Here is a 12827-nt window from a genome sequence, read left to right on the forward strand (position 1 = left end):
GTGGCGCGCCACCCTCGGCGCGCCGGTCGGTTCACCATATCCGTTGCCGCCCGATCGCAACAGGATCGCGCGCTCCGCGGCCACTCGTGGTGGTCGAGATGACAGAACCGGTCGGGTGCCGGGCGAGCGACCCGACGATTCCTGTCATCTCGATGGGGTGAATGACGAGTTGGGGGTGGCGGGCGCGGGCGCGGGTGCGGCGGTGAGGTCGAGGATGGCGCTGCGGATGCGCGCCAGCCCCTCGACGAGCCGGGTGTCGCTCGGCGCCGCGTAGCCGAAGACGATGCCCGGTCGGCCGTCGCCCGGCACCGCCGAGTAGTCCGAGAGCGGCGCGACGGCCACTCCCTCGCTCGCGAGCCGGGTCACGAGGGCAGCGGATGCCGCGGCATCCGGCAGCTCGACGACCGCGTGCAGCCCGCCGTCGAGCGCGGAGAGGGTCGCTGCGGGCAGCCCGTCGAGCGCGGCGAGCACGAGCCCGCGGCGGTGGGCGTACTCGCGTCGCACGACTGCGATGTGCCGGCGCACGGCGCCGCTCGCGAGCAGCTCGGCGATCGCATGCTGCGCGACGCCGGGCACGGGGCAGGCCTCGTCGTCGCGGGAGGCGGCGATCGCCTCGCGCAGCTCGCGGTTCGCCGGCGGCAGCACGAGGTAGCCGAGCCGGATCCACGGCGTCAGCACCTTCGAGAAGCTGCCGACGAGCACGACTCGGCCGCCGTCGTCGAGCGAGGCGAGTGCCGGCAGCGGCGGCCCGAGGTGGCGGAACTCGCTGTCGTAGTCGTCCTCGATCACGAGGCCGCCCGTCGTGCGAGCCCAGCCGATGAGGTCGAGGCGGGTCGAGACCGGCAGGCGTCCGCCGATCGGGTACTGGTGGCTCGGGGTCACGAGAACGGCGTCGGGCGGGCTCGGCAGACGCCGCAGGGCGCCGACGTCGAAGCCGTCGCGGTCGAGGGCGAGGGGTGCGGTGCGGGCGCCCCGCCGCGCGAACAGGCGGCGCGCCGACGGGTAACCGGGGTGCTCGATCGCGATCACGGGAGGGCGCCCGGCGAGGTCCGCCAGCACGGATGCCACGAGCCCGAGCGCCTCGCTCGTGCCCGCGGTGACGACGACGTCGTCGGGTGAGCAGGCGAGCCCGCGCGCGTGCCGCAGATGGTCGGCGATCTCGACGCGCAGTCGCGGCACGCCGAACGGCGGTGGCGAGTCCGCCGGGATCTCGGCCGTCGCGGCCCGTCGCCAGGCTGCTCGCCAGGCACGGGTGTCGAGGCGCGAGGTCGAGGGCCGGCCGGGCAGCAGGTTGATGCGCGGTTCCGCGGGAGCCGCGATCGCGGCGTGCCCGAGGGGCGGCGTCTCGGTCGACCCCGCTGGCGACGACCTCGCTGACGACGACCCCGCCGGCCCGGCCGACGGCATGGACGCCGCGGCATCCGCGGATCGATCGGGTCGGGGGCCGAGCTCGGCGACGCGGGTCGCCGCCCCCTGCCTCGTCTCGAGGTAGCCCTCGCCGACGAGCTGGTCGTACGCCGTGACGACCACGCTCCGCGAGATGCCGAGGGTGCTCGCGAGCGCCCTGGTCGACGGCACCGGGTCGCCGGGGCGGAGGCTGCCGCCGAGCACCCCCTGCCGCAGCCCGTCGACGAGCTGCGCGCCGATCGGCGTGGCGGAGCCGCGGTCGACGTCGACGATCGGGCCGTCCATGGCGCTCCTCACTGGTCTGGTCTCAATTGCGAGAACTGGACTGCGAATGCGACCAGTGTAACGCCGAGACTCGAAGGGTGACCACGAACGACACCGCCTCCCGAACCCCCGCGCCTCGACGCGTCCGCCGCATGTCGGAGCGCCAGACGACCGACCGCGACGCACTCTTCGAGCTGCTCGACACCGAGCTCGTCGGCCACCTCGCCGTCGCGGCCGACGGCGTGCCGATCGTCGTGCCGATGGGCTACGCCCGCGACGGGGAGTACGTGCTCGTGCACGGCTCGACCGGCGGCGGATTCGCGTTGCGCGCGGCATCCGAACGCCAGACCGTCGCGTTCGCGGTGACGGCGCTCGACGGACTCGTCTTCGCCCGCTCCCTCTTCGACAGCTCGATGAACTACCGCAGTGCCGTCGCGTACGGCGTGCTCGAACCGGTCGAGGGCGAGGCGGCGGATGCCGCGCTCCTCGCGCTCTCGGCGCGGCTCATGCCGGGCCGTGCCGACGAGGTGCGGGCGATGGCCCGCAAGGAGGTCGCCGCGACCCGGGTGCTGCGACTCCGCCTCGACGACGTCGTCATGAAGACGAGGGCAGCCGGCGCGTCGGAGGCGGCCGACGACGGCGAGGACCATGCCGTCTGGGCGGGCGTCGTGCCGCTCGTTCGCGCCTGGGGCGCGCCCGAGCCCTCGGTGCTGACCCCGGCAGGTACCCCGACACCCGATTCGGTGGTCGCCCTGACGACGGCGGGTGCTCGCGACGACAGGCTTGCTGAGGTTTCGTCGGATTCATGAAGATGTGCAGGAGGGAGGTGCGCCATGTTCTCGATGCTGTTCCTCGTCGTGCTCGCGATGGTCGCCGTCGTGGCGATCTCCGCTGCACTCGTGCAGTTCGGTCGCGACGGCTACCGCCGCACGCCGACGGTCCTCGGCTGAGCGCCGAGATCGACTGAGTGGCCGCCTCAGACGGATCTGAGGTGCCGCCGCAGGGAAATAGGGCGATCGCCCGATGAGCCTCAGGTGCCTCAGAGCGCACGCTGGAGGCATCCGGTCGAACGATCGGAACGACCCAGGAGGGGATCATGCAGTTCTCTGCGGATTTCATGGCACTGCACGCGCACCAGACCGACGTGCACCGCGCCGAGCGCGAGCTCGGCATGCAGCGGGCGGTCGACGAGGCGGGTTCCGGCGGCGCGGGGGCGTCGCCGGAACCGGCTCGTCGTCGCGGTCACCTGCACCGTGCGCCGCGCCTCGCCCTGAGGTGAGCACGACGGCGATCGCGCAGGCGACGGCGTCGACGAACGGGCGGGCGACCGCTTCGGAGATTCCGCCGAGCGCGATCACGGATGCCGCGGCTGCTGCCGCTGTCGGAGGGACGTGGCACGATGAGATCGTGACCACGTCAGCGGCGGCCATGGTCGGCCGTGACGCCGACCTCGCGAGGCTCAACGAGCGCCTCGACGAGGTGCGCGCCGGCGCGCCGTTCACCGTCGTCATCGGCGGCGAGGCCGGCATCGGCAAGACCCGGCTCATACGCGAGTTCGAGCTCGGGCTGCCAACAGACGTGCGCCTCCTCGCGGGCCAGTGCGTCGATCTCGGCAGCGTCGCGGCGCCCTACGCGCCCGTGAAGGCGGCGCTGCGCACGCTCATCGCCGACCTCGGGCCCGAACGGGTGCTCGAGGCGGCCGGCCCCGGTCGGCCCGCGCTCGCGGCGCTGCTGCCCGAGCTCGCGGCATCCGACCCCGAGGCCGCTGCCGTCGCAGCTCCGGCCGGCGTCGGCGCGGCGACCGGCCAGCTGCACGAGGGCATCGCGGTGCTGCTCGAGACGGTCTCGCGCGAGCGACCGGTGGTGCTCCTCATCGAAGACCTGCACTGGGTCGACACGGCGACGCTCGCGCTGCTGCGGTTCCTCATGCGCGCGCTCGGCTCGAGCCGGGTGCTCACGGTGCTGACCTATCGCAGCGAAGACGTCACGAGGGGGCATCCGCTGCGCGCCTTCCTCTCCGAAGCGGAGCGCGATCGCTGGGTCGAGCGACGCGACCTCTCTCGGCTCTCCCGCGCCCAGGTGCGCAAGCTCACGAAGTCGCTCGTCGGCGAGTCGCCCACCGACTCGGTCATCGACACCGTCTTCCGGCGCAGCGACGGCGTGCCGTTCTTCGTCGAAGAGCTCGTCGGCCTCGACGGCTGCCGAGACGAGGGCGAGCTGCCCGACACCCTGCGCGAGCTGCTGCTCGCGCGATACGAGCGGCTCAGCGATCCGGCGCAGGCGCTGCTGCGAGTCATCAGCGTCGGCGGCGTGCGCATCTCGCACACCCTGCTCGAGACGGTCTTCGACGGCACGGCCGACGAACTCGACCTCGCCGCCCGCGAGAGCGTGCTCGCCGGGGTGCTGACCATCGATGGCGACGACTACGCGTTCCGGCACGCCCTCGTGCGCGAGGCGATCCTCGCCGACCTGTTGCCCGGCGAGCGGGCGAGATTCCACTCGCGCTACGCCGAGGCATACGAGACGGCGGCTGCCGCCGGCACCCGGCGCCTCGCGGCCGAGATCTCGTTCCACTGGCTCGGCGCGCACGATGCCGCACGTGCCTTCCCGGCGACGATCCATGCGATGCGCGAGGCGCGTGCCGCCGCCGCCTACAGCACCGCCGCGCAGCTCGGCGAACGGGCGATCGGCCTGTGGGACGTGGTGCCCGAGCCCGAGCAGGCGTCGGGCATGACGAAGCTCGAGCTCATGGGGCGCACCGCATCGCACCTCCGCAATGCGGGCGAGGGTGAGCGGAGCCTCGCACTCGTGAAGGCCGCACTCGCCGAGTGTCCGCGCGACGAGCCGCAGTACCCCCGATTCCTGCGCGACAAGGCCATGGACCTCGCCAGCGTGGGGCGGCCCGGGTCGATCCCGGTGCTCGAAGAGGCGCTCGAGGTGCTCGGCGAGCGTCCGAGCGAACTCCGCATGACGGTGCTCATCGTGCTCGCCGGTCGGTTCATGATCGAGGGGCGTCTCGACGAGGCCGTCGACACCGCCGAGCGCGCGCTCGAGGTCGCGCTCGAGGTCGAATCGCCGCGCTACGCGTCGCTCGCCGCCAACGTCGCCGCCGTCAGCCGGGCGAGCCGCGGCGAGGTCGAGGCGGGGTTCGCCGGCCTCGAGCGCGCGAAGGAGCTCTCGCACGGCGACGGTGCTGCGATGCTGCGCTACTGGGTGAACGCCTCCGACCTGCACTTCCTCGTCGGCAACTACGCCGAGGCCGTGCGCCTCGCCGAAGAGGGGCTCGAGCAGGCGCGGGCGCAGGGCGTCGAGCGCAGCTCCGGTCTGATCCTGGCCTCGAACGCCGTCGACCCGCTCTTCGCGCTCGGCGAGTGGGATCGTGCGGCGGCGCTGATCGAACGCGCGCTCGCCCTCGACCCGCCCGGGCCGTTCGGGGTGTACCTGCAGCGGGCGCGCATCTGGTCGATCCTCTGGCTCGGCGAGCCGGTGCGGGCCGCCGAGCAGTTGCGCAGGGTCCGCCCGACGATGACCGAGATCATGGAGGTCGAGGAGCAGACCAGGCTCAGCGTCAGCCGCGTCGCCGCCGAGGTCGCCCTCGCCGCCGGTGACATCGCCGGTGCCTGGCGCGACGCCAAGCGGGTGCTCGATGAGCCCGAGGCGCCGCTGCCCGGCTACGGCCTTCCGCTCGTCTGGGTCGCGGCTCGCGTCGTCGGAGCCGCCCGTGCCGGTGCCGTCGAGCGGGCGGGCGGCATCCCCGATGCCCTCGCCGCCGAGATCGGTGCGGCCGAACCGGCGCTCCGCGAGGTGCTCGCCGGCATGCGCAGCTGGCCCACGCAGTCGATCTGGGCCGCGTTCTTCGAGGCCGAACTCGCCGAGGCCCCCGAAGGAGTGCCCGGCTCCGACACCGTGGCCTGGCGGGCCGCCGCGAAGGCCGCGGCCGCCCCGGCCGCCCCCGGCTACCTCGCGCCCTACGCCCTCACCCGCCAGGGCGAGGCTGAACTCGCGGCGGGCGACCGTGCTGCGGCGAAGGTCACCCTGCAGAGCGCCTTCGACCTCGCCCTCAGCGGCGGGGTCGGCGCGGTGCGCGATCGCGTCGAACAGGTCGCCGCGGCCGCAGGGCTCTCGCTCGACGGCGGCATGGGCTCGGGTCGGGCCAAGGCCGGGGCGGGTGCCGGGCCGGGCATCGCGGGCACCCTGGCACCCGACGACGACGTCATCGCCGAGCTCACCGCCCGCGAGCGTCAGGTGCTCGAACTCATCGCCGAGGGGCTCAGCAACCGCCAGATCGGCGAGCGGCTCTTCATCAGCGGCAAGACCGCGAGCGTGCACGTGTCGGCGATCCTCCGCAAGCTCGGGGCGTCGACCCGCACCGAGGCGGCGTACCGCGCCGGCGTGCTCCACTGACGCGTCGTCGTCGTCGTCGTTGCGGCCGACCCGGCGTACCGCGCCGTGTCAGCGCGCCGGCTGGAAGCCCCGCGCCACGTCGATGAGGATGCGCGTGCCGAAGCCGGTCGCGCCCTTCGAGCGCCACGAGTCGTCGGAGTCGGACTGCATCGTGCCCGCGATGTCGAGGTGCGCCCACGGCGTCGTGCCCACGAAGTGGTCGAGGAACAGCGCCGCCGTCGTCGCGCCGGCGAAGGTGCCGCCGAGGTTCGAGAGGTCCGCGACATCCGAATCGAGCTGCGTGCGATAGCGGCGCTCGAGCGGCATGCGCCAGACCTGTTCATCGGTCGACGCCGAGGCCCGCTCGACCGAGGCCAGCGTCGCTCCGTCGTTGCCGAAGAGCGCGGCGGTCGAGGTGCCGAGCGCCATGAGCGCGGCGCCCGTGAGCGTCGCGATGTCGATGATCGTGTCGACGCCCTCTTCATTGGCGAGGGCGATGGCGTCCATCATCACGAGCCGGCCCTCGGCGTCGGTGTTCTTCACCTCGACGGTCGTGCCGTTCCGGGCGGTGAGCACGTCGCCGAGCTGGTACGCCGACCCCGACGGCATGTTGTCGGTGCACATCAGCCAGCCGGTCACCGTCGCGGTGGCACGCAGAGCCCGCAGCGCGGTGAAGGCGCCGAGCACGGATGCCGCGCCGCCCATGTCCATCTTCATGAGCAGGTGCATCGGGTCGGAGGGCTTCAAGCTGATGCCGCCCGAGTCGTACATGATGCCCTTGCCGACGAGCCCGAGGTGCCCGGTCGAGGTGCCGGCGGGCGTGTAGCGCAGCTTCACCATGCGCGGTTCCTCGGTCGAGCCGCGGTTGACGCCGAGGAGGCCCCCGCAGCCGAGCTCGATGAGCTGCTGCTTGTCGAACACCTCGACCTCGAAGCCGAAGCGTGCGCCGAGCGACACGGCGACGTCGGCGAGGTCGGTGGCGGTGAGGTGGCCGGGAGGAGTGTTCGCGAGGTCGCGCGCCACGTTCGCCGCGCGCGCGGTGACGAGACCGCCGTCGATGCCCGCGGTCAGCTCGACGGCGCCGGTCGTCGCCGGGAGCATGTCGCCGATGCGCAGCGCGAGCCGCTCGAAGGCCGCCCCCGGCGGCTTCGTCGAGCGCCCGGTGTAGCGGTAGCGGCCGAGGGCGGCGCCCTCGGCGATCGCCTGGCCTGCCGCGGCCCGGTCGAGTGCGCCGAGCGCCGGAACCTCGAATCCGATGCGCGAGAACCTGCCGGCCGCGCGAACGAGGTTCGCGGTCGCGTCGCGCAACCCGTTGGTCGTGAGCTCGGCCGCCGACCCGCCGCCCACGAGCACGACCGGGTCGTCACCGGGAACGTACAGCGTCTGCCCGGGCTTCGCCTCGAAGCCGGCGCGCTCCCAGGCGGGCCGGTCGAGTCCGGCGATCGATTCGCCGTCGGCCGTCGGGGTGGTGACGAGCACTCCCGTCACCTCGACGTCGGTCAGCGCCTCGTCGAGCACGACGGAAGGGGAGTGGGCGAGCGACGACACCGCGTCGAAGTCGTCGGGGATGAGCTTGTTCGCGCTGCGGGTCATGCCAGCGCCTCCTTCCGGTCGGTGCCGTCGCGGCCGTCGCGGCCGTCGCGTTCGTCGTGTTCGTGCAGGTCGTCCACGTCGTCGGGTTCGACGGGGTCGATCGGGTCGTCGTCGTCGGGCTCGAGCTTCTCGGGCAGTTCATCGCGGCGGCGGCCGGGCATGCGGGTGGCGGGCACGATCGCGAGGAGCGAGAGCGCCGCGAGGCCGAGCAGTGACACCTTCAGCGCCTGCAGGCGCGCTTCGGCGTTGACCGCGATCGCGGCGTCGAGCGCGGGGCCGGTCGCCCGGGACTCCAGCACTGCCGCGAGCTGCTCGTTCGTGAGGAAGTCGGCCTCGTTGATGTTCACCTGCGCGATGAGCTCGTCGGAGATCTCGGGGTGCTCCTGTGCGCCGCTCAGCAGCAGCGTGGAGAGCATGCCGACGGCGAAGGCCGTGGCGACGGCGATGCCGACGCTGCCCGAGAGGTTGTGCACGAGTCCGCGCCAGGCGCCCACGTCGCCGGCGAGCTGCTTCGGTGCGGAGGAGAGCAGGGTGTTGAAGACGAGGGCGACGATCGCGCCCTGGCCGAGGCCGAGCAGGATGAGCCCGGCGACGACGAAGCCCTGGCTCCACTCTCCGCGCACCGTGAAGGCGAGGAGGGTCAGGGCCGACGCGACGACGACGAAGCCGGCGCTCGCGATCGCCTTCGGCGTGAACCGGCCGTAGAGCGAGGCGACGAACGTCGAGGCGAGGAAGATCGAGAGCGTGTAGGGGATGATCGAGAACGAGGTCTCGATGCTCGACCGGCCCTGCACGACCTGGATGTACAGCGGGATCAGGAAGTTCGCCGCCGTGCCGACGAAGAGCATGATGGCCATGCACGCCGTGATCGCGCGCTCCGATCCGGTCGCGAGCACGCGCAGGTCGAAGATGCGGGGCTTGCCCTCGCGCCCGCGGCGTCGCAGCCAGGAGAAGAACACCTGGCCGACGATGAGGCCGGCGATCACGAGCAGCGGAGCCGGCGAGATGCCGAGCACGTCGAGCGGCGCCTGGTCCGTCGCGAGCCACACGCCCCACGTCGAGAGCCCGGAGAAGCCGAAGCTCAGGAGGATGACGGCGACGGCCGCGAGGATCGCGCCCGTCCAGTCGATCGAGAGGCCCGGCTGGGCCGGCACGCGCTTGAGCTTGAAGCTCAGCAGCAGGTTGACGACGGCGAGGCCGACCATGAGCGCGAACGACCAGCGCCAGCCGATCGTGTTCGCGAACCAGCCGGCGAGGAGGAGGGCCAGCACGCCGGCCGCGGGGATCGCCGCCGCGAGCAGGCCGATCGCCTTGCCCTGCTGCGACCCGTGGTAGTTGGTGGCGATGAAGACGGTGAGCGCGGGCGCGATGAGGGCGATGACCGCACCCGACGAGGCCTGCGCGATGAAGAGCATCGCGGGCGAGACGCTGAGGGCGACGCCCAGCATGGCCACGCCGTGGATCGCGACCGCGATCTGGAACACGCCGCGCGAGCCGAACCGCGAGCCGACCTTCGCCCCGAGCAGGATGAACGCGGCCATCGCGAAGGTGCCGGCGGTGATCGCCGTGCCGACCGAACTCGCCGGGGTGTCGAGGTCGGTCGTGATGCCCGCCATCGAGACGGTGAGCGCATTCACGGCGAACGAGGCCTGGATCTGCGTCATGACCACGACGACGAGCGCGAGCCACGAGGTCTTCGCGATCGGAGCGGCGACGGATGCTTCGGCCTGCATGCTCATGAACGTCCCCCCGGGTTCCAGCTACTGCTGTTCACCGTAGCCGCACATGGGTCGTCGGCGATACGGCACGGGCATTGAGCCTCGCGGGCGGGCGCGACTACAGTGAGCGACATGTCAGCCGGGGGGCGGGTGCGGGTCGTCGGCGCGATCGGCGCGGTCGCCGTCGCCGGCTGGTTCGGGGTCGGATGTCTCGGGGCCCCGCCGGCCGCGGCCTGGGCGACCGCGCCGGTCGTCGAGCCGTTGCCGACGGATCAGCCTCTCGAGACGACGCCCCCGCCCACCGAGCCCGAGCCCGAGCCGGAGCCCGTTCCGACCACCGAGCCGGAGCCGACCGAGGAGCCGGTCCCGACCACGCCGCCTCCCACCACCGAGGCGCCCGCGACCGAGACGCCGCCGACGCCGACCGAGACGCCGTCGCAGGCGCCGGTGCTCGAACCCGTGCCGCCCGCGGTGCTCGCCGACGACGACGTGTCGCCGTGGTCGTGGATCATCGCGGCGCTCGTGCTGCTCGCGAGCGCCGCCGTGCTCTTCGCGATCCGCAGGCCGGGGGCTGCAGAGCTGGAGTCGGAGACCGGCCCCGTCGGCACAGGGGTGCTCACGCCGGGTGGGCCGGCGCCGGGCACCACCCCGCCGCCGGCGGTCACGCTCGCGGCGATGGAATCGGTGGGTGAGGCGATGATCGACGCCGGGTACTCGGTGACGACCGTGCACACCGCACTCCTCGACATCGCCACGGTCAATGCCGCCCCGGCGACGGAGATCATCGTCTTCCCGACGGCACTGATCGTGTCGGCCCGCGGCGTCGGCGAGCTCAGCACCGGTGCCGTCGCGAGCGGCAACGCCAAGCTCACGCTCGCGCAGCTCGACGAGCTGAACCGCACGGTCGAGGCCGCCCGCATCGGTGCCATCGACCCGGCGACGACGCGGCGCCGCATCCGGAAGCTCCGCGCGCAGCCGCTGCCGTACTCGGCGGTGCAGCGGGTCGTGGCGTACGCGTTGCTCTCGGCAGGGCTCTCGGTGCTGCTCGGGGCCTCGTGGGCGGGGGCGGGCGTCGCCGCCGTGCTCGGGGTGTTCGCGGGTGCCGCCCAGCTCCTCTCCGCCCGCGCGTCGCGCGACTACCAGGCGCTCGTGACCGTGGCGATCGCGTTCGGCGTCTCGATCGCGGTGTTCCTGCTCATCAGGGCGGGGCTCGACCCGGGCGTGCTGCCGGCCCTCATCGCGCCGCTCGTGACACTGCTGCCCGGCTCGCTGCTCACGACCGGCGTCATCGAGCTCGCGACGGGCCAGATGATGTCGGGCGGCGGCCGCCTCGCGGCGGGCACGATGCAGCTCGTGCTGCTCGCCGTCGGCATCGTCGGGGCGGCCGCGCTCGTGGGCGTGCCGCGCATCGACTTCACGACGGCGTCGCAGCCGATCGGTCCGATCGCGCCCTGGATCGCCGTCGCCGTGTTCGGTGTCGGCATCGTCGTCTACAACTGCGGTCGCCGCGACTCGATCATCTGGATCCTGCTCGTGCTCTACTCGGCCTACGGCGCGCAGGTCATCGGCGACGTCTTCCTCGGCGGCGTGCTCTCGGCCTTCGTGGGGGCGCTCGTGATGACGCCGGTCGCCGTGCTCGTGGCGCGGCAGCGCACGGGACCGCCCGCCGTCGTGAGCTTCCTGCCCGCGTTCTGGCTGCTCGTGCCCGGGGCGATCGGGCTCGTCGGGGTCGCCACCATCCTCGGCGGCGACCAGGCCGGGGCGGACACCCTCGTGACGACGGCGTCGACGATGGTCGCGATCGCCCTCGGCATCCTCGCCGGGTCGGCCATCACGGGTCGGTTGCGGTCGTCGCGCGGCCCCCTCCTGTAGCGGATGCCTCGCGGCTAGTCTGTGCCCATGGACCCCGTCGCGACCACGCTCGTCATCCTGGCGCTCGCGATCATCGCGTTCATGTCGAACCGCGTGCCGCTCGGCATCGTCGCGATCGGCGTCTCGGTGGCCCTGTGGCTCACCGGCATCCTCGATCTCGGACAGGCGCTCGCCGGATTCGGCGACCCCACGGTGATCTTCATCGCCGCCCTCTTCGTCGTGAGCGAGTCGCTCGATTCGACGGGCGTCACGGCGTGGGCGGGCCAGCAGGTGATCGGCCGGGCCGGCACGAAGCGAGGGCCGCTGCTGCTCGTCGTGTGCCTGCTGGTCGCGGCCGTCACCGCGCTCATCAGCGTCAACGGGGCGGTGGCCGCACTCATCCCCGTGGTGGTCGTCGTCGCCACCCGCGCCGGCATCGCGCCCTCGCAGATGCTCATGCCGCTCGCCTTCTCGGCGCACGCCGGGTCGCTGCTCGCCCTCACCGGCACGCCGGTGAACATCATCGTCAGCGAGGCGGCAGCCGATGCCGGCGCGCGCCCGTTCGGCTTCTTCGAGTTCGGCCTCGTGGGGGTGCCGCTCGTGGTCGGTACGCTGCTCATCATCTCCCTGCTCGGGCGTCGCCTGCTGCCCGAGCGGGCCGCGACGAGCCTGCCGCAGGACGTCAGCGCGCACGCCCGCACGCTGCGCGAGCAGTACCACCTGCCCGAGGGCACCGAGCTCATCGGCGTGCGCGAGGGGGCGACCGAGGTCGTCGTGGCACCGCGCTCGTCGCTCATCGGACTGCATCTGTTCCCGGGCATGTGCACGCCGAGTGGCGATCTCGTCGTGCTCGCCGTGCAGCGCGGCGGTGAAGACCTGATCGGCCCCGACGCGTTGCTGCAGGCCGGGGACACGCTGCTCGTCACCGGCCCGTGGGGCGAGCTCGAGCGCAACACCGCCGGCCCCGACGTGCTCGTCGTCGACGAGCCGGCGACGATGCGCCGCTCGGTTCCGCTCGGCACCGGCGCGAAGCGCGCGATCGTGATCCTCGCGGCGATGGTGGTGCTGCTCGCCACGGGGCTCGTGCCGCCGGCGATCGCAGGGCTCGCCGCGGCATCCGCTCTCGTGCTCACCAGGGTCGTCAGCCCGACGCAGGCCTACCGCAGCATCTCGTGGACGACGGTCGTGCTCGTGGCCGGCATGATCCCGCTGTCGACGGCGTTCATCTCGACCGGTACGGCCGACCTCATCGCCGGGGGCCTCCTCGGTCTCGTGGGCGACGCCTCGCCGTACTTCGCGCTGTTCGCGATCTGCGCGCTGACGATGGTGCTCGGTCAGCTCATCTCGAACACGGCGACGGTGCTCATCGTGGCGCCCGTCGCGGTCGTCGTCGCCGCCGACCTCGGGGTCTCGGTGCTGCCGTTCATGATGGCGCTCACGGTCGCGGGGGCGGCGTCGTTCCTCACGCCCGTCGCGACGCCGGCGAACACCATGGTGCTCGAGCCCGGCGGCTACCGCTTCGGCGACTACTGGCGGCTCGGGTTGCCGCTGCTCCTGCTGTTCCTCGTCGTCGCGGTGTTCTTCGTGCCGTTCGTCTGGCCGTTCTGAGTG

8 protein-coding genes are annotated in these 12827 nt (G+C 72.9%); 5 read left to right on the forward strand and 3 right to left on the reverse strand.

From position 1 onward, the window contains the following. Positions 1-144: 144 nt before the first annotated feature. Positions 145-1692 carry a MocR-like pyridoxine biosynthesis transcription factor PdxR gene (pdxR, locus tag BJY17_RS12945; protein ID WP_179551711.1) on the reverse strand — a complete coding sequence of 516 codons (1548 nt, stop codon included), beginning with the start codon at positions 1690-1692 and terminating at the stop codon, positions 145-147. A 77-nt stretch (positions 1693-1769) separates the two neighbouring features. On the opposite strand from pdxR, the gene BJY17_RS12950 reads away from it, so the two are divergent. From BJY17_RS12950 to BJY17_RS12960, 3 genes are all read left to right on the forward strand, one after another. After that, entirely contained in the window at positions 1770-2480 is a 711-nt protein-coding gene (locus BJY17_RS12950; RefSeq protein WP_218889908.1) for a pyridoxamine 5'-phosphate oxidase family protein, read from the forward strand. A 287-nt stretch (positions 2481-2767) separates the two neighbouring features. Beyond that, positions 2768-2950 (forward strand): hypothetical protein, encoded by a 183-nt coding sequence (locus BJY17_RS12955; protein ID WP_179551712.1) that lies wholly within the window; start codon positions 2768-2770, stop codon positions 2948-2950. A gap of 128 nt (positions 2951-3078) precedes the next feature. Then, on the forward strand, positions 3079-6075 hold the full coding sequence (locus BJY17_RS12960) for a helix-turn-helix transcriptional regulator (protein WP_322789831.1): 2997 nt from the start codon (positions 3079-3081) through the stop codon (positions 6073-6075). A gap of 48 nt (positions 6076-6123) precedes the next feature. Here the strand turns inward: BJY17_RS12960 and BJY17_RS12965 are convergent, their stop codons facing one another. Together BJY17_RS12965 and BJY17_RS12970 are read right to left on the reverse strand one after the other, a co-directional pair. Further along, the gene (locus BJY17_RS12965; RefSeq protein WP_179551713.1) at positions 6124-7647 is read right to left on the reverse strand and encodes a leucyl aminopeptidase; all 1524 of its coding nucleotides are present in this window, start codon (positions 7645-7647) and stop codon (positions 6124-6126) included. Continuing rightward, complete coding sequence (locus tag BJY17_RS12970) at positions 7644-9386, reverse strand: MFS transporter (protein WP_179551714.1); 1743 nt, start codon at positions 9384-9386, stop codon at positions 7644-7646. Before BJY17_RS12970 ends, BJY17_RS12965 begins: the two co-directional genes overlap by 4 nt. 111 nt (positions 9387-9497) lie before the next feature. On the opposite strand from BJY17_RS12970, the gene BJY17_RS12975 reads away from it, so the two are divergent. Together BJY17_RS12975 and BJY17_RS12980 are read left to right on the forward strand one after the other, a co-directional pair. Further along, positions 9498-11237, forward strand: coding sequence for a threonine/serine exporter family protein (locus tag BJY17_RS12975; protein ID WP_179551715.1), 1740 nt, complete (start codon positions 9498-9500; stop codon positions 11235-11237). Positions 11238-11264: 27 nt separating this feature from the next. Continuing rightward, positions 11265-12824, forward strand: a complete 1560-nt coding sequence (locus BJY17_RS12980; RefSeq protein ID WP_179551716.1) for an SLC13 family permease — start codon at positions 11265-11267, stop codon at positions 12822-12824. The last annotated feature ends 3 nt before the right edge of the window (positions 12825-12827 follow it).

Origin of the sequence: Agromyces hippuratus (assembly GCF_013410355.1) — a bacterium.
GTDB classification, from domain to species: Bacteria; Actinomycetota; Actinomycetes; order Actinomycetales; family Microbacteriaceae; genus Agromyces; species Agromyces hippuratus.